General features: G+C 55.9%; 23 protein-coding genes. 2 read left to right on the top strand and 21 right to left on the bottom strand.

Annotation, left to right across the window (positions count from 1 at the left end; genetic code table 11):
- Nucleotides 1-6 precede the first annotated feature (6 nt).
- A complete protein-coding gene (gene arfB / locus FJW00_RS04490; RefSeq protein ID WP_009091963.1) occupies nucleotides 7-417 on the bottom strand; it encodes an alternative ribosome rescue aminoacyl-tRNA hydrolase ArfB in 411 nt (136 codons plus the stop codon).
- A 217-nt stretch (nucleotides 418-634) separates the two neighbouring features.
- Here arfB and FJW00_RS04485 point away from each other — a divergent pair, with 217 nt between their 5' ends.
- On the top strand, nucleotides 635-832 hold the full coding sequence (locus FJW00_RS04485; RefSeq protein ID WP_009091964.1) for a YaeP family protein: 198 nt from the start codon (nucleotides 635-637) through the stop codon (nucleotides 830-832).
- Entirely contained in the window at nucleotides 822-1,082 is a 261-nt protein-coding gene (gene rof / locus FJW00_RS04480; protein WP_009091965.1) for a Rho-binding antiterminator, read from the top strand. The genes FJW00_RS04485 and rof overlap by 11 nt, the downstream gene beginning before the upstream one ends.
- 40 nt (nucleotides 1,083-1,122) lie before the next feature.
- Here rof and FJW00_RS04475 read toward each other — a convergent pair whose 3' ends face one another.
- From FJW00_RS04475 to tsf, 20 genes are all read right to left on the bottom strand, one after another.
- Entirely contained in the window at nucleotides 1,123-1,431 is a 309-nt protein-coding gene (locus FJW00_RS04475) for a c-type cytochrome (RefSeq protein WP_046101267.1), read from the bottom strand.
- Complete coding sequence (gene tilS, locus FJW00_RS04470; RefSeq protein WP_140923150.1) at nucleotides 1,428-2,747, bottom strand: tRNA lysidine(34) synthetase TilS; 1,320 nt, start codon at nucleotides 2,745-2,747, stop codon at nucleotides 1,428-1,430. Before tilS ends, FJW00_RS04475 begins: the two co-directional genes overlap by 4 nt.
- A gap of 52 nt (nucleotides 2,748-2,799) precedes the next feature.
- The gene (locus FJW00_RS04465; protein ID WP_140923149.1) at nucleotides 2,800-3,189 is read right to left on the bottom strand and encodes a VOC family protein; all 390 of its coding nucleotides are present in this window, start codon (nucleotides 3,187-3,189) and stop codon (nucleotides 2,800-2,802) included.
- A 66-nt stretch (nucleotides 3,190-3,255) separates the two neighbouring features.
- The gene (locus tag FJW00_RS04460; RefSeq protein ID WP_046101264.1) at nucleotides 3,256-5,406 is read right to left on the bottom strand and encodes a lysine decarboxylase LdcC; all 2,151 of its coding nucleotides are present in this window, start codon (nucleotides 5,404-5,406) and stop codon (nucleotides 3,256-3,258) included.
- A 168-nt stretch (nucleotides 5,407-5,574) separates the two neighbouring features.
- Entirely contained in the window at nucleotides 5,575-6,531 is a 957-nt protein-coding gene (gene accA, locus FJW00_RS04455) for an acetyl-CoA carboxylase carboxyl transferase subunit alpha (RefSeq protein WP_009091971.1), read from the bottom strand.
- 12 nt (nucleotides 6,532-6,543) lie between these two features.
- Nucleotides 6,544-10,026, bottom strand: a complete 3,483-nt coding sequence (gene dnaE, locus FJW00_RS04450; RefSeq protein ID WP_009091973.1) for a DNA polymerase III subunit alpha — start codon at nucleotides 10,024-10,026, stop codon at nucleotides 6,544-6,546.
- Nucleotides 10,027-10,057: 31 nt separating this feature from the next.
- Nucleotides 10,058-10,684 (bottom strand): ribonuclease HII, encoded by a 627-nt coding sequence (gene rnhB / locus FJW00_RS04445; protein WP_046101263.1) that lies wholly within the window; start codon nucleotides 10,682-10,684, stop codon nucleotides 10,058-10,060.
- Complete coding sequence (lpxB, locus tag FJW00_RS04440) at nucleotides 10,677-11,825, bottom strand: lipid-A-disaccharide synthase (protein ID WP_046101262.1); 1,149 nt, start codon at nucleotides 11,823-11,825, stop codon at nucleotides 10,677-10,679. The genes rnhB and lpxB overlap by 8 nt, the downstream gene beginning before the upstream one ends.
- A 3-nt stretch (nucleotides 11,826-11,828) precedes the next feature.
- The gene (lpxA, locus tag FJW00_RS04435; protein WP_009091978.1) at nucleotides 11,829-12,617 is read right to left on the bottom strand and encodes an acyl-ACP--UDP-N-acetylglucosamine O-acyltransferase; all 789 of its coding nucleotides are present in this window, start codon (nucleotides 12,615-12,617) and stop codon (nucleotides 11,829-11,831) included.
- A gap of 3 nt (nucleotides 12,618-12,620) precedes the next feature.
- Nucleotides 12,621-13,076, bottom strand: a complete 456-nt coding sequence (fabZ, locus tag FJW00_RS04430; RefSeq protein WP_009091980.1) for a 3-hydroxyacyl-ACP dehydratase FabZ — start codon at nucleotides 13,074-13,076, stop codon at nucleotides 12,621-12,623.
- A 152-nt stretch (nucleotides 13,077-13,228) separates the two neighbouring features.
- Nucleotides 13,229-14,254 carry a UDP-3-O-(3-hydroxymyristoyl)glucosamine N-acyltransferase gene (gene lpxD, locus FJW00_RS04425; RefSeq protein WP_140923148.1) on the bottom strand — a complete coding sequence of 342 codons (1,026 nt, stop codon included), beginning with the start codon at nucleotides 14,252-14,254 and terminating at the stop codon, nucleotides 13,229-13,231.
- Nucleotides 14,255-14,257: 3 nt separating this feature from the next.
- A complete protein-coding gene (gene skp, locus FJW00_RS04420) occupies nucleotides 14,258-14,755 on the bottom strand; it encodes a molecular chaperone Skp (protein WP_003852644.1) in 498 nt (165 codons plus the stop codon).
- Between the two features lie 107 nt (nucleotides 14,756-14,862).
- Nucleotides 14,863-17,274 carry an outer membrane protein assembly factor BamA gene (gene bamA, locus FJW00_RS04415; RefSeq protein WP_009091984.1) on the bottom strand — a complete coding sequence of 804 codons (2,412 nt, stop codon included), beginning with the start codon at nucleotides 17,272-17,274 and terminating at the stop codon, nucleotides 14,863-14,865.
- Nucleotides 17,275-17,325: 51 nt separating this feature from the next.
- Nucleotides 17,326-18,675 (bottom strand): sigma E protease regulator RseP, encoded by a 1,350-nt coding sequence (gene rseP, locus FJW00_RS04410; RefSeq protein WP_009091986.1) that lies wholly within the window; start codon nucleotides 18,673-18,675, stop codon nucleotides 17,326-17,328.
- Between the two features lie 12 nt (nucleotides 18,676-18,687).
- Nucleotides 18,688-19,545: a phosphatidate cytidylyltransferase gene (cdsA, locus tag FJW00_RS04405; RefSeq protein ID WP_009091988.1), complete on the bottom strand. Its 858-nt coding sequence runs from the start codon at nucleotides 19,543-19,545 to the stop codon at nucleotides 18,688-18,690.
- A gap of 18 nt (nucleotides 19,546-19,563) precedes the next feature.
- The gene (gene ispU / locus FJW00_RS04400; RefSeq protein WP_009091989.1) at nucleotides 19,564-20,316 is read right to left on the bottom strand and encodes a (2E,6E)-farnesyl-diphosphate-specific ditrans,polycis-undecaprenyl-diphosphate synthase; all 753 of its coding nucleotides are present in this window, start codon (nucleotides 20,314-20,316) and stop codon (nucleotides 19,564-19,566) included.
- Nucleotides 20,317-20,497: 181 nt separating this feature from the next.
- Nucleotides 20,498-21,694: a 1-deoxy-D-xylulose-5-phosphate reductoisomerase gene (gene ispC, locus FJW00_RS04395; RefSeq protein WP_046101259.1), complete on the bottom strand. Its 1,197-nt coding sequence runs from the start codon at nucleotides 21,692-21,694 to the stop codon at nucleotides 20,498-20,500.
- 111 nt (nucleotides 21,695-21,805) lie between these two features.
- Nucleotides 21,806-22,363: a ribosome recycling factor gene (frr, locus tag FJW00_RS04390; RefSeq protein ID WP_009091992.1), complete on the bottom strand. Its 558-nt coding sequence runs from the start codon at nucleotides 22,361-22,363 to the stop codon at nucleotides 21,806-21,808.
- Between the two features lie 143 nt (nucleotides 22,364-22,506).
- Nucleotides 22,507-23,232, bottom strand: a complete 726-nt coding sequence (gene pyrH / locus FJW00_RS04385) for a UMP kinase (RefSeq protein ID WP_009091994.1) — start codon at nucleotides 23,230-23,232, stop codon at nucleotides 22,507-22,509.
- Nucleotides 23,233-23,389: 157 nt separating this feature from the next.
- Entirely contained in the window at nucleotides 23,390-24,241 is an 852-nt protein-coding gene (gene tsf, locus FJW00_RS04380) for a translation elongation factor Ts (protein ID WP_009091996.1), read from the bottom strand.
- Nucleotides 24,242-24,340: the final 99 nt, after the last annotated feature.

The following is a 24,340-nucleotide window of genomic DNA, read 5'->3' as shown; positions in this document are numbered from 1 at the left end:
CGTTTTTTATTGCACTCTGCCACGCATCGCTTTGGTACTGCTGCGGCGCGCTTTTCCTTCCAGTCGTCGCTCTTTTGACGCGCGGGTCGGCCGCGTAGCGCGACGCACTTTTTCGACCGTGCTCAGTTCGCGGATCAGATTGAGCAGCCGTTGCAGCGCGGCTTCGCGATTCATCTCCTGACTGCGGTACTCCTGCGCCTTGATCACCACGACGCCTTCAGCAGTGATCAGATGATGGCTGGCGGTAAGCAGCCGCTCTTTATAGAAGGCGGGCAGTGAAGAGGCGGCAATGTCAAAACGCAGATGGATAGCCGTGCTGGCTTTATTGACATGTTGCCCACCCGCTCCCTGAGCGCGTATCGCCGTCAGCTCAATCTCACTGTCCGGGATCTCAACCGAACGGGACAGCATAATCATCGCTCTCCTCTCCCCTGCTTCATGACCTTTACCTCTGATAACCTGTTCATCAACTTAACCTTTTGTGCGATCCTGCTTTGCGCGGCAGCCAGCGGAATCTGTCACTTTAGCAGTGTTTTACGTGCTGTTCCTGCTTTACGCAGGCTGATTTCCTGTAAATGGCTATGGTATAGTCGCCAGTTAATCAGAGTATCTACGCTCTGCCGAGGAGGATCATGTGCAAAATTATTGTGAGTTAGTTCGCCGCAAATATGCCGAAATCGGTAGCGGAGATTTAGGTTACATACCGGATGCGATTGGCTGCGCATTGAAGGCACTTGATGATATTGCCGCAAATAGTGAGCTAAACTCTTCTGTCAGGGAACAGGCGGCCTACGCCGCTGCTAACTTATTGGTGAGCGACTATGTTGATTAATGAAGCGTACCACCCCATCAATTGCGATGATTACGATAACCTGGAACTCGCCTGTCAGAAAAACTGGATGCTGTCACTGGACATGAAAGATGGCGAGCAGCTGAAGGCAAAGGCGAAAGAGATTTTTTCACGTAAGAACGTGGAATATCTGGCTATCGATCTCTCTGGTGAACATCGCGAGTTACGTCTCGACCACATCGCCAGCTTTACCCATCCCGAGCTGGGCACGGTGGTTGTCAGCGCAGAGTAATTCACTCCTTCCGGGCGGGACATCCCCGCCCCTGTCACACTCAGGGCTGCAGCGAACTGTAATACGCCGCCAGATCCGCCATATCGTCATCACTTAATCCCGCAACAAACGCCTTCATGACCTCAGCCTGACCGCCACTGCGCTCGCCCTTTTTATAAGCCTGCAGCGCATGTTCAAGATACGGGGCGTGCTGCCCGGCCAGACTGGGATAAAGCGGCACGGTCGCCTTGCCTTCCGCGCCGTGACACGCCATACAGCTGCCCGCTTTCTCTGCGCCACGCTGCGCATCGCCAGCGGCCCAGGCCGGTAATACAGCGGCCATCAGGGCGCCGATCAGCCACGTTTTCATTGTTCAGCTCCTGTGCAGGCGGCCCTGTCCCAGACAATCTGCCAGCCCTGCTCATCGCATGACGCACCCTCCCGGGTGATAAAGAGATCCGGAACACAGACCAGCGTCTGATTATAAAAAATTAGCGGCAGCCGCTCGCGCTGCCATGGAGGAATATGCAGTGCCTGCCAGAGCTTCTTCATCTCCCGTCCCCCTTCCCGCCCCACCAGATGCACCTGGCCCTGCGCGTGAAATCGCACGCTGACCTGCTCATCGGGCTGCGGATGGCGCAACAGGCTCTGCGCCTGGCTGGCACGCAGCGTGCCGAGGCTTTGCGGCAGCGTCAGCGGCTGGCAGCGATCGGGCCACATCAGCACCGTGTCGCGCAGCGAACTGCGCACCGGCAGCCAGTAGAGCTGCTGCCGGTATCGCCGCAGTTCCGCCTGACCGAATCGCAGACGAGGCTGCGCATCCTCACGACTCGCCATCACCTCATTGCGGATGCGCTGCAGCGCGTCGCGGGAGGGCATCGCTCCGCCCTGCCCGGCGATCCAGCGACGCAGTAAGGCGTTAGCGCGCGGCTCACTCATCGTCATCAGCGGGGGAAAGTGCAGACTGCCATCCGGCTGGACGCGCTCAGCCAGCTCTCCGGCGAGAAGTTCATCCAGCAGCTGCTCCTGCTCACTGCACAGGGCTGCGCTTCGGGCGGTCGCCTCGGCAAAGTGGGGCCAGCGCTGAGAGAGTTCAGGCAGCAGCCGCTGACGCAGAAAGTTACGGTCGTAGCGCAGATCCTGATTACTCTCGTCTTCGATCCACACCAGCTGATGGGCATGAGCATAGGCTTCAAGCGACTGTCGTGACTGATTAAGCAGAGGACGTAACAGCCGATGGGAACCCAGCCTGCGCACTACGGGCATGGCCGCCAGCCCGGCCGGACCGCTGCCGCGCTTCAGCGCCAGCATAAAGGTTTCACACTGATCGTCGAGATGCTGCGCCGTCAGTAGCTGCTCGTCCGGCTGCAGCGCCGCGCCCAGCGCCTGATAACGGGCGGTGCGTGCCGCCGCCTCAATGCCCTTTTCACTGCCGTCAACGGTGACGTGCAGCACGTCACACGTCAGCTGCCACTGTTCGCATATCGCCTGGCAGTGGGCCGCCCAGCGGTCAGCATTCGGGCTGAGTCCGTGGTGAACATGCAGCGCCCGCAGACGCGACTGAGGATGCTGCTGCTGCCAGTCACGAAGCTGATGCAGCAGCACGGTGGAGTCAAGTCCGCCGCTGAACGCGACCACCAGGGCAGCGTCCGGTTGCAGCAGTGAGTCAAAAGCGGGCAAAGACATCGCAGAATCCAGAATATCGGGCCACTAAATGTCGCCCGCCGAGCGCGCTAGTTTACGCCTGATAGAGCTCCAGCGGCAAACCATCCGGGTCGGCAAAGAAAGTACAGGCTTTACCGGTGAGTTCATCAATGCGAATCGGCTCGCAGATCACACCTTTTTCAGCCAGCGTCGCCACCGCTGCGGCCACATCCGGCACGGTAAAGGCCAGATGGCGCAGACCGCACGCCTCGGGGTGACTGACCCGTGCAGGGGGTTCGGGAAACGAGAAAAGCTCAATGGTATAGCGATCCCCTAACGCGAGATCGCCTTTCCAGGAGTCGCGCGCTTCGCGGTAAACTTCGCCCATCAGTCGAAAACCCAGCACATCGCAATAGAAGGCTTTGCTGCGCGGATAGTCAGAGGCGATGATGGCGATGTGGTGAATATCGTTTAACTGCAACATGTTGAATATCCTGATTCGGGCAGGTTGCCTGAATCAGGCATCCCGCCGCTGATAAAATTTAAAAATTTATGCCGGGTCGTTTTTCAGCACGCGCACACGGTATTCGCCCTCTTCCGTCAGGCTGGCACCGTGAATGTCGGTTTCAAACCCCGGATAGTGCCGGCCAATGCTGCACAGCATTAGCAGGAAATCGAGCACCGCACGACTCTTCTCAGTGATCATCTCTCCCGGCATCACCAGGGGAACGCCCGGCGGATAGGGCAGAATCATGTTGGCCGAAACCCGCCCGACCAGCTCACTGATATCCACCGTTTCGATGTTGCCCTTCACCTGCTGCTGAAACGCCTGATGCGGTGTCATCTTCATTTCAGGCAGCACGTCGAATGCCTGCAGCATCAGACGCGGCAGATCGTGATGGCGGATCAGCTGATGGATCCCCTGCGCCAGGGTCTGAATGCGCATGTTGCGATAGAAGTCGGGATCCTCTGCGTAGAGATCGGGCAGCATGTTTTTCACCCGCAGATTCAGATCGTAGGCGCGTTTAAATTCGGTCAGCCCGCGCAGCACGCTCATCGCCTTGGTTTTATCGATGCCGATACTGAACAGGAACAGCAGGTTATAGGGGCCGGTTTTCTCCACCACGATGCCGCGCTCATCCAGAAACTTCGCCACCAGCGCCGCCGGGATCCCCTCTTCCGCCATCTCCCCCAGCTCACTCATGCCCGGCGTCAGGATTGTCACCTTGATCGGATCGAGATACATGTGATCGCGATCGGCCTGCGTAAATCCATGCCACGCTTCGTCGCCCGGCTGGATCGGCCAGCACTGCGCTTCGTCAACCTGTTCCGGCTGCCAGATGTCAAAGAACCAGCTGTCAGACTCTTCACGCAGCCGCTGGATCTCACGGCGGAAATGAAGCGCGCGTTCGACCGATCGATTGATCAAACGCTTACCCGGATTGCCGCGCAGCATGGCAGCGGCGGTTTCAATAGAGGAGACGATGGCGTAGTTAGGTGAGGTGGTGGTGTGCATCATGTAGGCTTCGTTAAACGTCTGCTCGTCGTAGTCGCCTTTAATGTGGATCATGGATGCCTGAGAGAACGCCGCCAGCAGTTTATGGGTCGACTGCGTTTCATATACCACCTTGCCCGGAATGCGGTCTCCGCTCATGCCGCTTTTGCCCGCGTAAATCGGGTGGAAATTGGTGTAAGGCACCCAGGCGGAGTCGAAATGAATCGACGGCACAGCCAGCGTCTCTTTGATGTACTGGGTGTTGTAGAGCAGCCCGTCATAGGTGGAGTTAGTAATGACCGCATGCACCGGCCAGGTGGCTCTGTCAGTCGATGCCACTTTATGCGCTATCGCGTCGCGGGTGAACTCCTGCTTCGGGATGCCGCCAAGGATTCCCAGCGCATTGCGGGTCGGCTTCAGCCAGATCGGGATCAGATCGCTCATCATCAGCAGATGGGTCAGCGATTTGTGGCAGTTGCGATCGATCAGCACGGTGCTGCCCGCCGGAGCGGCATACATCCCGACAATTTTATTCGAGGTCGAGGTGCCGTTGGTCACCATGTAACTCTGCTCGGCGCCGAAGGTGCGCGCAATATACTCTTCCGCTTCCAGGTGCGGCCCGGTGTGGTCAAGTAGTGAACCCAGCTCGGTCACCGAAATCGAGATGTCTGATTTCAGGGTGTTAGCCCCGAAGAAATCGTAGAACAGACAGCCGACCGGGCTCTTCTGAAACGCGGTGCCCGCCATATGGCCCGGCGTGCAAAAGGTGTACTTGCCCTCTTTCACATAGGTGAACAGCGCTTTGGTTAGCGGCGGCGTGATGTGGTCAAGATAGTCATCCGTGTATTGCCGGATATGGAGCGCGATATCCTCGGCGGCATTCAGCGCATACTCAAAAAAGTGCAGCGGCATACGCATCTCATTGATGCTGATATCCATCTGCGAGTGGGTATTGATAAAGGCATACAGAGGCAGGTATTCGTTTAGCTGATTAATCTCTCCGCACAGTTCGGGACTGTTGTGCGCATCCCAGTCGAAGATAACACCGCTGATACGCGGGTTGTGTTCGATCAGTTTCAGCAGATCGTCACTGTTTTTCGGGTAAAGCAGCTGGAAGCCCTGCAGATTTAACGCCGCGTCGAGTTCGCGTAACGGTTCATCTTTGTAAAACACGCCGTGCGCGCCCATGATCGCCAGAATATTCAATGCCTGTCTCCCTGATTGTGGTGGAACCGGTCAAGCATAACCGTTAACCCCCGTAAGGTGTAGCGAGGCGGAGCCAGGAGGAAACTGAAAGCGGCGAGTGAGCGTGTGGAGGGAAAGTACAGACATAAAAAAAGCGGACCGGAGTCCGCTTTTATGGAAGTGCACTTATCAGGCGTAGCCGTAGCTCATCAGGCGCTGATAACGACGGTCCAGCAACTCTTCAGTGCTTAACCCATCGAGTTCGGCCAGATCGGCCAGCAGCTGCTGCTTCAGAGACTGCGCCATGTCGACCGGACGGCGATGCGCGCCACCCAGCGGCTCCGGGATTACGGAGTCAATCAGCTTCAGCTCTTTCAGACGGTGAGCGGTAATGCCCATCGCTTCCGCAGCCAGCGGCGCTTTATCTGCACTTTTCCACAGAATAGAGGCACAGCCTTCCGGCGAGATAACGGAATAGGTGCTGTACTGCAGCATATTCACTTTATCGCCCACGCCGATGGCCAGTGCACCACCTGAACCGCCTTCACCGATGACCGTACAGATGACCGGTACTTTCAGGCCAGACATTTCACGCAGGTTACGCGCAATCGCTTCAGACTGCCCGCGCTCTTCCGCGCCCACGCCCGGATAAGCACCTGGGGTGTCGATGAAGGTGATGACAGGCATTTTGAAGCGCTCAGCCATCTCCATCAGGCGCAGCGCTTTGCGATAGCCTTCCGGTGCTGGCATGCCGAAGTTACGGCGAATTTTCTCTTTGGTCTCACGGCCTTTCTGGTGCCCGATAATCATCACCGGACGTCCATCCAGACGCGCAATACCGCCAACAATCGCTTTGTCATCCGCATAAGCACGGTCGCCCGCCAGCTCATCGAAATCGTCGAACGCGTTGCGGACGTAGTCAAAGGTATAAGGACGCAAAGGATGGCGCGCCAGTTGAGCGATCTGCCATGCGCCTAAATCGGCGAAGATTTTACGGGTCAGCTCAACGCTCTTCTCGCGCAGGCGCTGAACTTCTTCATCCAGATTAACGTGTTTATCATCCTGACGACCAATTGAAGTCAGCGAATCAATCTTCGCTTCGAGTTCTGCAATTGGCTGTTCAAAATCCAGGTAATTAAGACTCATAATGTTCCTGTTCTAGTCAAACTCCAGTTCCACCTGCTCCGATCCGATCAACGAGCGCAGATCGTTAAGTAAACGATCGCTGGGCGAAATTCGCCACGCTGCCCCAAAGCGCAGCTTCGCTCGCGCGTCGGCTCTCTGATAGTAGAGATGCACCGGAATCGTCCCTGATCGATGAGGTTCCAGGGACTGACGGAGTCGGTTTAATAGCTGGTCATCAATTTGCCTGTCCGTCAGCGAGATAGCAAGTCCGCGCGCGTATTTTTCGCGAGCTTCGTCGATGTCCATAACTTCACGAGCGGTCATTTTAAGGCCACCACTGAAGTCATCAAAGCTGACCTGTCCACTGACGATCAGGATTCGGTCTTTCTCCAGCAGCTGCTGGTATTTATCTAACGCATCGGTAAATAACATCACCTCAAGACGACCAGAACGATCGTCCAGAGTACAGATACCAATTCGGTTGCCGCGTTTGGTGACCATTACCCGTGCAGCGATCACCAGACCGGCCGCCACGGTAATTTTCCCCCGGTCGGTTGGATGCATATCTTTCAGACGCACCCCGCCAACGTAACGCTCAATTTCTTTCAGATACTGATTAATCGGGTGCCCGGTCAGGTAGAGCCCCAGGGTTTCCCGTTCGCCATCCAGCTGCACCTGCTCCGGCCATCGCGTGACGCTGGCGTACGATTTCTCCACCTGCTCCGGCTCTTCCGCCAGCACGCCGAACATATCTGCCTGGCCAATCGCCTCCGCCTTCGCATGCTGATCGGCCGCTTTTAACGCGTCACCGAGCGCACTCATCAGCGCGGCGCGATGCGGCCCCAGGCGATCGAAGGCCCCGGACATGATCAGTTTTTCCATCACCCGACGGTTGATCTTTTTGGTGTCGGTTCGGGCGCAGAGATCAAACAGCTCGCGGAAGTAACCGCCTTCGTTTCGGGCGTCAATGATCGCTTCGATCGGGCCTTCACCGACCCCTTTTATCGCACCGATACCGTAAACAATTTCACCTGCGTCATTCACATGGAAGGGATAGAGGCCGGAGTTGATATCGGGCGGCAGCACCTTCAGTCCCATCCGCCAGCACTCATCGACCAGGCCTACCACCTTCTCGGTGTTATCCATATCGGCGGTCATTACCGCGGCCATAAACTCTGCCGGATAGTGTGCTTTCAGCCACAGCGTCTGGTAAGAGACCAGTGCATAGGCCGCAGAGTGTGACTTGTTAAAGCCATAGCCTGCAAATTTTTCTACCAGATCGAAGATTTTCATCGACAGTTCGCCGTCGATGCCCATGCTTTCTGCACCGTCACGGAAAACGGAACGCTGCTTGGCCATCTCTTCCGGTTTCTTTTTCCCCATGGCGCGACGCAGCATATCTGCGCCACCCAGGGTGTAACCGGAGAGAACCTGGGCGATCTGCATCACCTGTTCCTGATAGAGAATGATGCCGTATGTCGGCTCCAGCACCGGTTTCAGACTCTCGTGCTGCCACTGGATATCGGGATAGGAGATCGCTTCACGACCATGCTTACGGTCGATGAAGTTATCCACCATGCCGGACTGAAGCGGCCCCGGACGGAACAGCGCCACCAGTGCGATCATATCTTCAAAGCAGTCGGGCTTCAGACGTTTGATCAGATCCTTCATGCCGCGCGATTCAAGCTGGAATACCGCGGTGGTTTCCGAGCGCTGCAGCATATCGAAGCTTTTCTTGTCATCCAGCGGGATAGAGGCGATGTCGATCGGCTCCAGCCCCTGCTTTTCCCGGCGCGGGTTGATCATCTTCAGCGCCCAGTCGATGATGGTCAGCGTTCTCAGCCCCAGGAAGTCGAACTTCACCAGGCCGGCATATTCCACATCATTTTTATCGAACTGGGTCACCGGGAACTGACCGTGCTCATCGCAGTAGAGCGGCGCAAAATCGGTGATCTTCGTTGGCGCGATGACCACACCACCGGCATGTTTACCGGCGTTACGCGTGACCCCTTCCAGCTTACGCGCCATATCGATCAGCGCTTTGACCTCTTCATCCGCCTCATACATGGCCGGCAGCTGCGGTTCAGCAATAAAGGCTTTTTCCAGCGTCATGCCGGGATCGGGCGGGATCAGTTTGGAAATGCGATCCACGAAACCATAAGGATGACCCAGCACGCGGCCAACGTCGCGGATAACTGCTTTCGCCGCCATGGTGCCGAAAGTGATGATCTGTGAAACCGCTTCGCGCCCGTACATGTCCGCGACGTGTTCAATCACCTGGTCACGCTTCTCCATGCAGAAATCGACGTCAAAGTCGGGCATTGAAACACGTTCCGGGTTCAGGAAACGTTCGAACAGCAGGTCAAACTCCAGCGGATCGATATCGGTAATTTTCAGCGCATAGGCCACCAGCGAACCGGCACCGGAACCACGACCCGGCCCGACCGGCACGCCATTATCCTTGGACCACTGGATGAACTCCATCACGATCAGGAAGTAGCCCGGGAAGCCCATCTGGTTGATCACATTGAGTTCAACCTCCAGACGCTCATCATATTCCGGGCGTTTCTGCAGCCGCTCAGCTTCGTCCGGGAACAGGAACACCAGACGCTCTTCCAGCCCCTCGCGGGATTTCGCGACAAGATAATCTTCCGTGGTCATATCACCGGTCGGGAACTGCGGCAGGAAGTATTCGCCCAGCCGGACCGTGACGTTACAACGCTTAGCAATCTCTACGCTGTTTTCCAGCGCTTCCGGGATGTCCGAGAAGAGCTCGCACATCTCCGCTTCGCTGCGCATATATTGCTGAGGACTGTAGTTGCGCGGACGCTTGGGGTCATCCAGCGTATAGCCGTCATGGATGGCCACGCGGATTTCATGCGCGTCGAAATCCTCTTCATTGATAAAGCAGACTTCGTTGGTCGCGACCACCGGAATGCCTTCGGCAATCGCCAGCTCCACCGCCGCGTGCAGGTAGCTCTCTTCATCCGGACGGCCGGTGCGAATCAGTTCCAGATAGTATCTGTCAGGGAAATGCTGCTGATAAAAAGAGAGGCACTGTGAAACCAGCGCGCTGTTACCGCGCAGCAGGCTGCGGCCGACATCTCCGCGGCGTCCGCCTGACAGCAGGATTAACCCTTCCTGCAATTCCATCAGCCAGTCGCGATCGATAATCGGCCCGTCCACGCCATAGCCACGCTGATAGGCGCGGGAGATCAGCAGCGTCAGGTTCTGATAGCCGGTATTGTTCGCCGCCAGCACGGTCAGCTGCGTGAGTTCATCCCCCATCAGCTCGCTGGCGACCTTAAAATCGGCACCAATAACCGGTTTTATCCCTGCGCCGTGCGCCCCGCCGTAGAATTTCACCAGGCCACACAGGTTAGTGAAGTCGGTGATCGCAATCGCGGGCATGCCGAGCGCAGCCGCCTTTTTGATCAGCGGCCCGGTTTTCGCCAGGCCATCAACCATCGAATAGTCACTGTGGACGCGCAGATGTATAAAACGGGGTTCAGCCATATCAGTTTCCGGTTAAAACAGCGTCAGGCTATTAAAGCGTATGGGGCTGGCTGGCGGCCAGTACGTCCGCATCGATCAGCGCGTTGCGGACAGGAGCAAAACTGCGACGGTGGTGCGGAGTCGCGCCATATTGCGTCAGTTTTTCCATGTGCAGCGCCGTCGGATAGCCTTTGTGCTGTGCAAAGCCATATTGCGGGAACAGCAGATCGAGTTCAGCCATTTCACGGTCGCGGGAGACCTTGGCAATGATAGAAGCGGCGCTGATCTCAGCGACCAGACTGTCCCCTTTTACTACCGCCTGCGACGGCATCGGCAGCGCCGGGCAGCGATTACCGTCGATCAGCACATAGTCAGGCTGAATGCAGAGGCCAGCAACCGCACGCTGCATCGCCAGCATAGTCGCATGCAGGATATTCAGCTGGTCAATCTCTTCCGGTTCTGCCCGGCCCAGGCTCCACGCCAGCGCCTTCTCTTTGATTTCGTCAAACAGGGCCAGACGGCGTTTTTCCGACAGCTTCTTTGAGTCCGCCAGCCCGGTAATCGGGTTGGCCGGATCGAGGATCACCGCCGCCGTAACGACCGCGCCAACCAGCGGGCCGCGCCCGACTTCGTCCACACCGGCAATCAGCGTGGCGGCAGGATAGATAAAATCAGGCATTCACCAGCTCCAGTACCGCATCCGCCGCCTGTTCATCGGCGTTCCAGCGGATCTGTTGATGTAATTCATTGAACGTCTGCAGCAGGGTTTCGCGCTCAGGCCCGGCATGCAGCAGCGGATCTAACGCCGCGGCCAGGGCTTCAGGCTGACACTCATCCTGCAGTAACTCTTTCACCAGTTCCCGCCCTGCCAGCAGATTGGGCAGCGAAACGTAGGGGGTCTTCACCAGCCGTTTTGCCAGCCAGAAGGTCGCCGGTTTCATACGATACCCCACCACCATCGGGCATTTTGCCAGCATGCACTCCAGTGCAGCAGTGCCCGATGCCAGAAGTGCGGCATCGCTCGCGATCATCGCCTCGCGTCCCTGACCATCCAGCAGATGAACAGGAAGGTCGGGAGCCGTTTCAGCTTTTATCTTCTCAAACTGTTCGCGCCGGCGGGCGTTTACCAGCGGAACGACGATTTCCAGCGCCGGATAGTGACGGCGCAGTAGCCGGGCCGTTTTGAGAAAATCGGCGCTGAGCATGTCAACCTCTGCGCCACGACTGCCGGGCAGCAGGGCCAGACAGAGCGCATCATCGGCAATCCCCAGGTGACGACGCGCAGCCTGTTTGTCAGGGTGCAGCGGCATCGCATCCGCCATGGTGTGACCGATAAAACGGCAGGGAACATTGAAGCGATCGTAGAACGCTTTTTCAAACGGCAGGAAGGCCAGCACCAGATTGGTGTTACGGCCAATCTTGAAGACGCGCTTCTGACGCCATGCCCAGACAGAGGGACTGACGTAGTGAATGGTACGGATACCGGCGCGTTTCAGGTTACCTTCCAGCGTAATATTGAAGTCAGGCGCATCGATCCCGACAAACACATCGGGCTGGAGTTCGGTAAAGCGCCGGGTGAGATCGCGGCGGATCGTCAGCAGACGGCGCAGACGTCCCAGCACCTCCACAATACCCATGACCGCCAGCTCTTCCATCTCATACCAGGCTTCACACCCTTCCGCCTGCATCAGCGGACCGGCTACGCCGACAAAACGCGCGTCGGGATGGCGCGCTTTCAGGGCTCGAATCAGACCTGCACCAAGAATATCGCCGGAGGTTTCTCCGGCGACCAGGGCAATCGTTAGAGGACGCGCTGACATGAATTAACGAATTAATCCACGGGTTGAACGGGCAAAGAAATCGTAGAAAGGCTGCACTTCGCTATGCTGCTGCGCAAGCGCTTCAATCTCCGGCTTCACTTCCTCCAGCGTTCTGCCGCTGCGATAGAGCAACTTGTAGGCGTTGCGGATCGCGTGCAACGACTCTTTGCTGAACCCACGGCGCTTGAGGCCTTCAATGTTGATCCCGAACGGCGTGGCATGGTTGCCCTGCGCAATAACGTAAGGCGGCACATCCTGCGCCACGCCGGAACAGCCACCCACCATCACGTGCGCACCAATAGTGCACCACTGATGCACTGCTGTCATGCCGCCAATAATGGCGAAATCATCGACCGTGACGTGACCACCCAGGGTCGCGTTGTTGGCGAAGATACAGCGGTTACCGATGACGCAGTCGTGCGCAATATGAACGTTGACCATCAGCAGATTATCGCTGCCCACCGTGGTGACATGGCCACCCTGAGTGGTGCCGCGATGAATCGTCACGCTTTCACGGATGCGGTTGCGATCGCCGATTTCAACCCGTGTTGGCTCACCGGCATATTTCAGATCCTGGTTCACTTCGCCGATAGAGGCGAACTGATAGATCTGGTTATCTTTACCGATACGCGTGTGGCCGTTCACCACAACGTGTGACTTCAGTACCGTTCCTTCACCGATCTCCACATTCGCGCCAATAAAGCAAAACGGGCCAATGTGAACGCGGGCGCCGATAACCGCGCCCTCTTCGATGACAGAACTGGGATGGATAGTGGCGGTTGGATCAATCACGAATTATGCCTCCCGGCTGCGGGCACACATCATGGTCGCTTCACAAACGATTTTACCGTCGACAGTCGCCACGCCTTTGAAGCGGGTCAGACCACGGCGGGTTTTCTCGAAAGTGACTTCCATGATCATCTGGTCGCCTGGTACCACAGGGCGCTTGAAGCGGGCGTTGTCGATACCGGCAAAATAATAGAGTTCACCTGGCTCCAGTTTACCTACGCTTTTAAACGCCAGAATACCGGTGGCCTGCGCCATCGCTTCCAGGATAAGAACGCCAGGAAAAATCGGTTTACCAGGGAAATGCCCCTGGAAAAACGGTTCGTTAACAGAAACGTTCTTCACTGCACGCAGGTATTTGTGCTCTTCAAATTCCAGCACGCGGTCTACCAGCAGAAACGGATAGCGGTGCGGCAGCAGCTCTAAAATCTCTTCAATTTTCAGAGTATGAGTTTCAGTAGTCAAAATACTCTTCCTGTCCTAAAAATCTGATGACATCAATAACACGGCCTGCACAGATCAAAATGATCTTCCGCAGGCCGCAAATAGGTTCTGTGGCGCCGGGCTTCCCTGCTTAACATTTTTATTATGAAAGCCGGTCAGTTTTGGGATGGCGGTCAGTCGTCTTTGCCGACCTTGCGCTCGATGGCTTTTAAGCGTTTGCTCATGTCATCGATGTTCATCACCAGCGCTGCAGTTTTGCGCCAGGTTTTGTTGGGTTGCAGCGGAATGCCTGAGGAATAGACGCCAGGCTCTGTGATAGGACGCATGACCATGCCCATACCGGTCACGGTGACTTTGTCACAGATTTCCATATGGCCGTTAATGACGCTGGCACCGCCAATCATACAGTAACGTCCAATTTTCAAACTACCCGCCATGATCACACCGCCTGCAACCGCAGTATTGTCGCCAATAACTACGTTGTGAGCGATCTGGCACTGGTTGTCTATGATAACACCATTGCCTATCAGAGTGTTATCCAGCGCACCGCGATCGATGGTGGTGCAGGCACCAATTTCCACCCGATCGCCGATAATTACCGCGCCTAACTGCGGGATTTTCACCCAGTTACCGCGATCGTTGGCATAGCCGAAGCCATCAGAACCGATGACGGTGCCTGACTGAATCAGACAATCCTGGCCGATCTGAATCTCATGATAAATGGAGACGTTGGCCCAGAGACGGGTGCCGCGACCGATGCGGGTTTTTTTGCCCACAAAGCAGCCTGCGCCGATCACCACGTTGTCGCCCAGCTCCACATCCGCTTCGATGACGGCGTTAGCGCCAATCGCGACGTTGTTGCCGAGTCGGGCTGAAGGGTCGATCACCGCGCTGGGCGCGATATTCTGCGCGGGCTGGGGGGTGGTATCGAGTATCTGTGCCATACGCGCATAGGTCAGGTAGGGATTTTTCACCACCAGCGCTGCCGTATTGCACCACTCCAGATCCGCTTCCGTCAGCACCACGGCTGAAGCCTTTATCAGGGCGAGTTGCTCGCGGTAACGGCTGTTTGCAAGAAATGTGATTTGGCCAGTTGTGGCGGATTGCATAGAAGCAATGCCGGAGATGACGATATCGCCATCTCCGTGCAATTCTGCATCCAACTGCTGGGCTAAATCAGCCAGTCGAATAGATGCCATGAATTATTTAACCTGTTTCAGCACGTCAGCAGTAATGTCTTTTGCGTTTGATGCATAAGCCACCGCGTTCGCGTCGATCACGACATCGTAACCATCGCTGTCAGCGACTTTCTTCACGGCGTCCTGAATGCGGCTCAGCAGCTTGTTACGCTCTTCCATCTGACGACGGCGGTTATCCTGCTCAAAGGCCTGGGCTTTTGAAGAGAAAGCTTCACGCTGAGACATGACATCTTTTTCCATACGGCTGCGTTCGCTGGCCTTCATGGTAGAGCCGTCACGCTGTAAACGCTGCATTTTAGTTTGCAGATCGCGTTCCTGGCTCTGCAGCTCAGTTGCACGGCCTTTGAACTCATTTTCCAGCTGTTTAGCAACAGTCGCACGTTGCGGTAACTGTTGGAAAATGCTGGACACGTTTACCACTGCAATTTTGTCAGCAGCCTGAACACCAGCGGAAACCGCTAAAGCAAGGCCCAGACCTGCGGCACACAACAACTTTTTCACTATAAACTCCTTACCATCAACGTTTGTGTCAGCGACACAGTGTTTGCCCCGGAACAGCCTGCGCTGTCCGGCAGCAAGACTTCAGCTATGCATCCATGCTCAGAACATTACCAGGTTTTACCAATGTTAAACTGGAACTGCTCTGACTTGTCTCCATCCACTTTCTTTATCGGCTGGGCGTAAGAGAACACCAGCGGGCCGAGCGGTGACATCCACTGCAGCGCAACACCGCTTGAAACGCGGATATTGTTAGGATCGCTGTAGTCCGGAATGCCCGCCGCACGAGTTTCGGCCGTGTTTTCCCAGTGGGTATCCCATGCGGTACCGGTATCGACAAACACCGAGGTACGTACCGAGTTGGCATACTTCTCGCTCAGGAACGGCGTTGGCGTGATCAGCTCCAGGCTGGCAATCGCCATGGCGTTTCCGCCGACCGCATCGTCAGACTTACAGATGCCATCCGGATCGGCCAGGCGGCAATTCGACGAGTTGTTATTGTAGTAGGCAGCCTTCGGACCAATGGTATTGGACTGGAAGCCACGAACGGTACTGGAACCACCGGCGTAGAAGTTCTCATAGAACGGCATCTCTTTGCCGCCGAGACCATCGCCGTAACCCACACGGCCACGACCCAACAGCACCCAGGTGTGATCCTGGTTAATCGGCACATACTGCTGGGTGTCCAGCGTGGCCTTGTAGAAGCTGTTGTCTGAGCCAGGAATCGTCACCTTACCGTTCAGGTTGGTGCGGTTACCCGCCGTCGGGAAGAAGCCACGGTCCAGCGTGTTGTAGGTCCAGCCGTAGTTGAAGGTGAAGTCATCAGCAGAGAATTCGCCTTTATCGTCCAGCTGCTGCGGCTTGCCGACTGAATCCAGATAACGCCACATCGCCACCTGCGGCTGCATGTTGGAGAGGTCGTTGTGGACATAGCCCAGACCGACACGCAGGGTGTTGTTTTCGTTAACCGGGAAGCCCAGCGTGCCATCCAGACCATAGCTCTTGTTGGTATAGTCAGAGAGGTCGGCATTGTCCGCTTTAAAGTCGTTATAGAACAGACGACCACCCAGACTCACCCCATCCACGGTGAAGTAAGGGTCAGTCAGCGAGAACTCGGCATAGGTCTGATAGTCATTTTTGGTGCCGCTGATGCCGACGGTATTACCGGTGCCCAGCCAGTTATCCTGCGTGACCCCGACCTGGAAACTTACGCCACTCTCGGTGCCATAACCGACGCCGAAGTTGAAGGTCCCGGTGTTGCGCTCTTTAACCTTGTAGACCACATCCACCTGATCCGGTGAACCCGGCACGCGCTGGGTATCCACATCGACGTTTTCAAAGTAACCGGTGCGGTTCAGACGCTCTTTGCCCTGCTCGACCAGGTCGCTGCCCAGCCAGGCCCCTTCCATCTGACGCATTTCACGACGCAGCACCGCATCTTTTGAGGTGTCGTTACCTTCAAAGCGAACATGACGCACGTAGTAGCGGTTACCGGCATCCACGTTGATGTGCAGTTTGACGGTCTTATCAGCATCGTTGATTTCAGGCTGTGTCACGACGCGCGGATAGGCGTAGCCGTAGCGGCCCAGCAGTTTCTTGATGTCATCTTCCATCTTCGTGACTTTGGCGCCGTTATAGAGCTCGCCTGCCGGAATTTTGGTCAGATGTTCAATCTCTGCTGAGTGGCCTGCCATGCTGCCATTCACGATCACGCCTGCGATTTTGTACTGATCGCCTTCAGTGATGTTGACGGTGATGTAGATGCCTTTTTTATCCGGCGTCAGGCTGACCTGGGTCGAATCGATATTAAAGCGGGCATAGCCGCGATCCAGATAGAAGCTGCGCAGGGTTTCGAGGTCACCGGCCAGTTTCTGTTTCTGGTATTTACGGTCGCCGACCACGTTCCACCATGGCACTTCATCGCGCAGCTGGAAGCGGGAGATCAGTTCATCAGAACTGAACGCCTTGTTACCGACGATGTTGATCTGCTGAATTTTGGCAGAGACACCCTCCGTAAAGACCAGCTTCAGATCGACACGGTTACGCGGCAGTGGCGTGACCACCGCTTTCACGTTGGCCGTATATTTACCGACGCTGTAGTAGAAATCCTCCAGGCCCTTTTCGATAGAAGAGAGCGTGGTGCGGTCAAGCGCTTCGCCGACACGCACACCGGAGGCTTCCAGATTCTGTTTCAGCTGATCCTCTTTCACCGCTTTGTTACCGGTGAAGGTAATGCTGGCAATGGTAGGACGTTCTTTGACCTGGACAATCAGCGTTGTACCGTCTCGCAGGACCTGAACATCCTCAAAGTTGCCAGTCGCGAACAGTGAGCGAATGGTGTTTCTGACATCATCGTCATTCACCGTATCGCCAACCCGAACTGGCATGCTCAGCAGAGCCGCGCCGACGGCGACTCGCTGCAGCCCTTCGAAATGAATATCCTTCACCACGAAATCGTCTGCACCGTAAACGGTGGCGCTGCTAAACAGCAGCGACGCTATGAGCAACTTTTTCATCGCCATCGTTATTATGCGTTTTCCTAACACATCCCCTGAATGTTCGCGTTCCAGCGGTTACAAACGGGAGAAATCATTGAAAAGTGCAAGCCCCATTAACAGCACCAGCAAAATCGAACCGATGCGATAACTAAAGTCCTGAACTCGCTCGGACACCGGTCCACCTTTGATCTTTTCGATCGCCAGGAAGAGCAGATGCCCACCATCTAAAACCGGCAATGGGAACAGGTTGATGATGCCCAGGTTGACGCTGATCAGCGCCAGGAACATCAGGTAGTAAATCAACCCATACTCTGCTGACAACCCTGCACCCTGCGCAATCGAGATTGGCCCGCTCAGGTTGTTCAGCTTCACATCACCCGTGATTAACTTGCCCAGCATAGAAACGGTAAGCTTCATCAGCTGCCAGGTTTTTACACTGGCCTCACCGATAGCCGCAAACGCGCCATACTGTCTTACCGTTCTGTACTCTTCCGGCAGCGGGACAATGCGCGGGATAACACCCGCAAATCCTTCGCCTTTGCTGCCCGATCTGGCTTCTGGCGTCATGGTCAGCGTAATTGCATCACCGCCGCGATCCACCTCAAGCGCCATGCTTTTGCCCGGATTATCCCGGACCTGCGTGACAAAAGTCTGCCACTGCGATAATGGCTGACCATCGACTTTAACGATCCTGTCGCCAGCTTGCAAACCGGCTTCACTGGCTGGCGAGTTCGCCTGCACTTCTGCCAGCGTGGTCTCAATCTGCGGACCACGTGGCCGGATGCCCAGCGCGACAACCGGATCCTGCTTGTCTGGCTCAAACTGCCAGTTACGCAAATCCAGCTGTTTCTCCTGGGTCGCGTCCTCGCCAAATCGTGCCACCGTCAGGGTTGTGCTGCTGTCGCCGATTTTACCCACCAGCGCCATCCGCACAGCATCCCAGTCAGGCGTTTCGATACCGTCAACCGCCTTAAGTTCCATACCGGGTGCAATTTGCGCTTCCGCCGCGACCGATCCGTTTAAAATTTCACCGATTACCGGGCGCACACCCGGCACGCCATGAATAAACACAACCCAGTAGGCAAAGATGGCAAAGAGGAAGTTAGCGACAGGACCCGCCGCAATGATGGAAGCGCGCTGCCAGACGGCTTTGTTGTTGAAAGCCTGATGACGCAGTTCGGCGGGCACGCTTTCGACACGCTCGTCGAGCATTTTCACGTAGCCGCCAAGGGGAATCAGCGCGATGACAAACTCGGTGCCCTGGCGGTCACGACGCCGCCAGAGTGATTTACCGAAACCGATGGAAAAGCGTTCAACTTTGACGCCGCAGCGACGGGCGACCCAGAAATGGCCAAATTCATGGACGGTAATCAGCACGCCCAGCGCAACGATAAAGGCGACAAAACTCCAGATTATGCTCAACATCTTTGCCTGTCCTTAAAGGGTGCGAAACACCAGCAGCAATAAACAGGCAAACACCGGCACTGCCGCAGTCAGACTATCAATGCGATCCAGAATCCCGCCGTGACCGGGGATCAGATTACCGCTGTCTTTGATGCCCGCTTCGCGTTTGAACATACTTTCGGTGAGATCACCCAGCACCGACGCCAGGGTCGCAATCACCGCGCAGACCACCAGCGTGCCAGCTGACACCGTCAGAGGGGCCAGCGTTGCGAACAGCAGCGCAATCAGCGCGGAAGAGACCAGACCGCCCAGAAAACCTTCCCAGGTTTTACCCGGTGAGACCTTTGGCGCCAGCTTGTGTTTGCCGAACATCTTGCCAAACATGTAGGCCCCTGAATCCGCGCCCCACACCAGCAGCATGACAAACAGCAGCCACCAGGCCCCGGCAAAGTGATCGGTTTCATAGTGATACTGGCGCAGCGCCATCATGCCCCAGAAAAAAGGCACCAGGGTTAAGAGACCAAACAGCAGGCGAAGCGGACGTGAATGGCGCCAGAAGGCGGCCGAAGCGGGATAGGAGAGAACCAGCAGCAGCGCAACGACCCACCACACCAGCGACGCCCAGAGCGATGTCGCCACCTGCGGCAGATGTACATCATGCTGATAAGGAGGCAGGGTAAACTGCATCAGGGCCAGTAAGAGACCACAAAGAACCGCCAGCCAGACGCGCTGCTGACGGGATGCCATCCCTGCCAGCTGACCCCATTCCCAGGCGGCCAGCATACAGATAATGATGGTGGTAATTGCGAAACCCACAGGTGGTAACCAGAACAGTGCAGCTATTACCAGCGGAATTAAAATTAACGCGGTAATCAGACGAGACTTCAGCAAAGGTTACCCCCAGATTGCTCAGGCGCCGCCTGGTGCAGCGCCGCCAAAACGACGCTCCCGCAGAGAGAATGCATTCAGTGCACCTTCAAAAACGTGTTCATCGAAATCCGGCCAGAGCACATCGGTAAAATAGAATTCAGCATAGGCAATCTGCCACAGCAGGAAGTTGCTAATCCGATGCTCTCCCCCGGTCCTTATCACTAAATCCACTGGCGCCAGCTCCTGCATACAGAGCTGCGACGTCAGGCTCTCTTCGGTAATCTGGTCAGGACGCAGTAAGCCTTCCTGAACCTGTTCAGCCAGTTTTTTCACGCCTTCGATAATATCCCAACGGCCGCCATAGTTGGCAGCAATGTTGAGCGTCAGGCCACTATTATTTGCAGTCAGCGTCTCAGAACGGCGAATACGTTCCTGAATACGCGGGCTGAATCGGCTGGTATCGCCAATGACGCGTAACCGGACGTTGTGTTTGTGCAGGCTCTTCACTTCACTGTCGAGTGCCCAGACAAACAGTTCCATTAACGCGGTGACTTCCTGCGCCGGACGGCTCCAGTTTTCACTGCTGAAGGCGTAAAGCGTCAGGGCTTCGAGATTGTTGCTGACAGCAAAGCTGACGGCACGACGTACCGATTTGACGCCCGCTTTGTGGCCTGAAATGCGCAATTTTCCCTGATTTTTGGCCCAGCGACCGTTGCCATCCATGATAATAGCGACGTGGCGCGGACCGTTTCCCTGCTGGTCATCAGTGTTGTTGTGATTGTTAGACGACATAACGCTTAACCAATTCCTTTCATCAGAAATGCTGTGGTTTCTGAATACATTGCGCCCGATTCAAATCCCGACAGATTCTCAGTGTCGGGCCACACCGAATTCGGTGACAGACCGTGAAACGCGAGCCAGCGACTATACCATTTTCACCTGAAGCGAACAAATGGCCTCATATCAATCGGCGTCACGACGTGAAGCGCGACAACATTTCTGTTGCCCGCGCGCGCGCAGAGCGATCGATTTCAAGGACAGCGTCCACCGAATCCGGTTCCGCACACACCTGTGCCGCCAGCACCGCACTGTTCAGCGCAGCGATGTCGGTAAAGCGGATCTGGTGATTCAGGAAAGCCGCAACGGCAACCTCGTTGGCTGCATTGAGCGTGGTGGTGGCCGCCTGCCCTGCTTCGCAGGCATCAATGGCCAGCTTCAGACAGGGGTAGCGATTAAAGTCAGGTTCAGCAAACGTCAGCGCCGACATGCGGGTGAAATCCAGCGGCGTCACGCCTGCATTGATGCGCGAAGGCCAGGCCATGCTGTGAGCAATGGGCGTACGCATATCCGGTGAACCTAACTGAGCCAGCACGCTGCCATCGCAGTATCGCACCATGGAGTGAATCACCGACTGCGGGTGGAGTATCACTTCCATCTGCGCTGCGCTGGCGTTGAACAACCAACGGGCTTCAATGTACTCAAGACCTTTATTCATCATGGTGGCCGAGTCGACAGAGATTTTTCTCCCCATCGACCAGTTCGGATGAGCACAGGCCTGATCGGGCGACATGGCGCTGAGATCGGCTAAATCTGTGTCACGAAAAGGACCACCTGATCCCGTAAGGATAATCGACTCGATGCCATTATCCCGCAGGTCAGCGTAACCTAACTGATGCTGGATGGTAGCCGGTAAACTCTGAAAAATGGCGTTATGCTCGCTGTCGACCGGTAGTAACTGTGCGTGATGATGACGCACGGCCTCCATAAACAAACGGCCGCAGGTGACAAGGGACTCTTTGTTCGCCAGCAGCACGGTTTTTCCGGCACGGATGGCTGCCAGCGTCGGCAGCAGGCCGGAGGCGCCAACAATCGCCGCCATCACCTGATCCACTTCATCCAGCGCGGCCAGCTCACAGGCTGCCTGAACGCCGGAGAGCACTTCAGTATTGACCCTGATTGCTCTCAGTCGCTCACGCAACGCAGCAGCGGAGGCTTCGTCTGCCATGCAGGCGTAGCGCGGGGTAAAGGCTGCACACTGTTCGGCCATCAGCGCCACGTTATGACCGGCCACCAGTGCTGTAATCTGATAGAGCGCCGGATTGGCGCGAACCACCGCCAGCGTGCTGGTGCCGATTGAGCCGGTTGATCCCAGCAGAGTTAATCGCTTCATGAAGCTATCCGTGTGAAGTCAGGGTGCACAGTGGCACAATGTAAAACGCCGCCAGATGTCGCATTCATACGAATACCTCTCTGTACGGCGTTTTTTCCGGCAGCGATGGGATTAGAAATCCATCAGCTCCGTCTCTTTTTCTGACAGTGCAGCATCCACTTTCTTGATGTAAGCATCCGTCATTTTCTGGATTTCATCCTGCGCACGACGTTCGTCGTCTTCGCTGATCTCTTTATCTTTCAGCAGCGCTTTGATTTTATCGTTGGCATCACGACGGACGTTACGTACCGACACACGGCCCTGCTCGGCTTCGCCGCGCACGATTTTAATCAGATCTTTACGACGCTCTTCGGTCAGCGCAGGCAGCGGAACACGGATGTCGCTGCCGGCTGAACTTGGGTTCAGACCGAGATCGGACTTCATGATCGCTTTTTCAACTGCCGCACTCAGGGTGCGATCAAACACGTTGATTTTCAGCGTGCGTGAGTCTTCCACAGTGACGGAAGCCAGCTGACGCAGTGGCGTCGGCGTGCCGTAATATTCGACGACGATGCCGTCAAGCAGCGAAGGGGAAGCACGACCCGTGCGCACTTTGCTGATGGTGTTTTTGAATGCTTCAACGCATTTTTCCATGCGCGTGTCAGCATCTTTTTTGATGTCGTTAATCACGTTGAAACCCTTGGATTCGGTTTGACCTGGCCAGTTCCGGCCTGGCCGGAAGCGGGATCGATAATCATCGATAATCCTGACTGGTGCGCGATGCGTCATCATCGCGCTGACAGAATATACCTTATTTTATCTCGCCTCGGGTATTAATGCGTAATCAGGGTGCCTTCTTTTTCACCCATCACTACGCGACGCAGCGCGCCTGGCTTATTCATGTTGAAAACACGGATAGGCAGTTTGTGGTCACGCGCCAGGGTAAAGGCCGCAAGATCCATCACTTTCAGCTCCTGATCCAGCACTTCAGTATAGGTCAGTTGCTCATACAGGGTCGCATCCGGGTTTTTTACCGGATCGGCAGAATAGACGCCATCCACTTTGGTCGCTTTCAGGACCACATCCGCTTCGATCTCAATACCGCGCAGGCAGGCCGCAGAATCGGTGGTGAAGAACGGATTGCCGGTACCGGCGGAGAAGATCACCACGCGGTTGTTACGCAGCAGGCTGATCGCCTCTGCCCAGCTGTAGTTATCGCAGACGCCATTCAGTGGAATCGCTGACATCAGGCGGGCATTCACATAGGCGCGGTGCAGCGCATCACGCATCGCCAGGCCGTTCATTACGGTAGCCAGCATACCCATGTGGTCACCCACAACGCGGTTCATCCCGGCCTGCGCCAGGCCCGCTCCGCGGAACAGGTTACCCCCGCCGATCACAACGCCAACCTGGATGCCCAGCTCAACCAGCTCTTTTACCTCTTGTGCCATACGGTCCAGCACACTCGCGTCGATACCAAAACCTTCAGCGCCTTGCAGGGCTTCGCCGCTGAGTTTAAGCAGGATACGTTGATAAACAGGTTTTGCGTTGGTCGCCATGGTCAGTTCTTCCTGGAAGATAGGGTGTAAAGGAGAAGTAAATTGTGATCGATCATCCGCTTACCGCAATGAAATTGCTATTGGGATGAAACTGAAAATGTGTCTGTTGCGGTTCACAGACAAAAAAGAACCGCCATCTGGCGGTTCTTTCAGAGCATTAAGACTGCTTGGACATGGCTGCAACTTCTGCAGCGAAGTCAGACTCAACTTTCTCGATGCCTTCGCCCACTTCGAAGCGGATGAAGTTGATGACGTCAGCGCCCTGCTCTTTCAGAGCCTGGCCAACGGTTTTGCTTGGGTCGATAACGAAAGCCTGACCAGTCAGAGAAACTTCGCCGGTGAATTTCTTCATGCGGCCTTCAACCATCTTCTCTGCGATCTCTTTTGGCTTGCCAGACTGCATCGCGATGTCCAGCTGAACCTGGTACTCTTTCTCAACCACGTCAGCAGAAACGTCTTCTGGCTTAACGAATTCAGGCTTGCTTGCCGCAACGTGCATAGCGATCTGTTTGATCAGATCTTCGTTAGCGCCTTTCGCTGAAACCAGTACGCCGATACGTGCGCCGTGCAGGTAGCTGCCCAGCTCTGCACCTTCCAGGATTGCGACGCGACGGATGTTGATGTTCTCACCGATTTTAGCAACCAGTGCAACGCGCTCTTCTTCGAACTGCGCTTTCAGAACTTCTACATCGGTTACGCGATCGGCTGCAGCCGCGTCCAGAACTTTGTCTGCGAATGCCTGGAAACCGCCATCTTTTGCGACGAAGTCAGTCTGGCAGTTTACTTCCAGAATCACGCCGTAGTCGCCAACGATCTTGGTTTTGATCACGCCATCAGCCGCAACGTTACCTGCTTTTTTCGCTGCTTTGATTGCGCCAGACTTACGCATGTTCTCAATCGCCAGCTCAATGTCGCCGTTCGCTTCGGTCAGCGCTTTTTTGCAGTCCATCATGCCAGCGCCAGTACGCTCGCGCAGTTCTTTTACCAATGCAGCGGTAATGTCAGCCATTCCAGAATCCTCGGTTCGTGCCTGAGTACATGTGCACCAGCAGACACTTATTTGCGGAAAATTTACTCTGTCCCGCCGTCCGACAGGGGGCGTTACAGA

Origin of the sequence: Pantoea anthophila, from assembly GCF_006494375.1 — a bacterium.
In the GTDB taxonomy this organism is placed as follows: domain Bacteria; phylum Pseudomonadota; class Gammaproteobacteria; order Enterobacterales; family Enterobacteriaceae; genus Pantoea; species Pantoea anthophila.
This window is presented reverse-complemented; position numbering and strand designations above follow the sequence as displayed.

Bases quoted from the DNA above. Each gene is read 5' to 3' on its own strand.
- rof (WP_009091965.1), top strand. From the start codon at position 822: ATGTTGATTAATGAAGCGTACCACCCCATCAATTGCGATGATTACGAT.
- arfB (WP_009091963.1), bottom strand. From the start codon at position 417: ATGATTATGCTGTCCCGTTCGGTTGAGATCCCGGACAGTGAGATTGAG.
- accA (WP_009091971.1), bottom strand. From the start codon at position 6,531: ATGAGTCTTAATTACCTGGATTTTGAACAGCCAATTGCAGAACTCGAA.
- FJW00_RS04475 (WP_046101267.1), bottom strand. From the start codon at position 1,431: ATGAAAACGTGGCTGATCGGCGCCCTGATGGCCGCTGTATTACCGGCC.
- dnaE (WP_009091973.1), bottom strand. From the start codon at position 10,026: ATGGCTGAACCCCGTTTTATACATCTGCGCGTCCACAGTGACTATTCG.
- lpxB (WP_046101262.1), bottom strand. From the start codon at position 11,825: ATGTCAGCGCGTCCTCTAACGATTGCCCTGGTCGCCGGAGAAACCTCC.
- pyrH (WP_009091994.1), bottom strand. From the start codon at position 23,232: ATGGCGACCAACGCAAAACCTGTTTATCAACGTATCCTGCTTAAACTC.
- FJW00_RS04465 (WP_140923149.1), bottom strand. From the start codon at position 3,189: ATGTTGCAGTTAAACGATATTCACCACATCGCCATCATCGCCTCTGAC.
- lpxD (WP_140923148.1), bottom strand. From the start codon at position 14,254: ATGGCATCTATTCGACTGGCTGATTTAGCCCAGCAGTTGGATGCAGAA.
- ispU (WP_009091989.1), bottom strand. From the start codon at position 20,316: ATGTCGTCTAACAATCACAACAACACTGATGACCAGCAGGGAAACGGT.
- ispC (WP_046101259.1), bottom strand. From the start codon at position 21,694: ATGAAGCGATTAACTCTGCTGGGATCAACCGGCTCAATCGGCACCAGC.
- bamA (WP_009091984.1), bottom strand. From the start codon at position 17,274: ATGGCGATGAAAAAGTTGCTCATAGCGTCGCTGCTGTTTAGCAGCGCC.
- rnhB (WP_046101263.1), bottom strand. From the start codon at position 10,684: ATGCCTGATTTTATCTATCCTGCCGCCACGCTGATTGCCGGTGTGGAC.
- rseP (WP_009091986.1), bottom strand. From the start codon at position 18,675: ATGTTGAGCATAATCTGGAGTTTTGTCGCCTTTATCGTTGCGCTGGGC.
- tilS (WP_140923150.1), bottom strand. From the start codon at position 2,747: ATGTCTTTGCCCGCTTTTGACTCACTGCTGCAACCGGACGCTGCCCTG.
- tsf (WP_009091996.1), bottom strand. From the start codon at position 24,241: ATGGCTGACATTACCGCTGCATTGGTAAAAGAACTGCGCGAGCGTACT.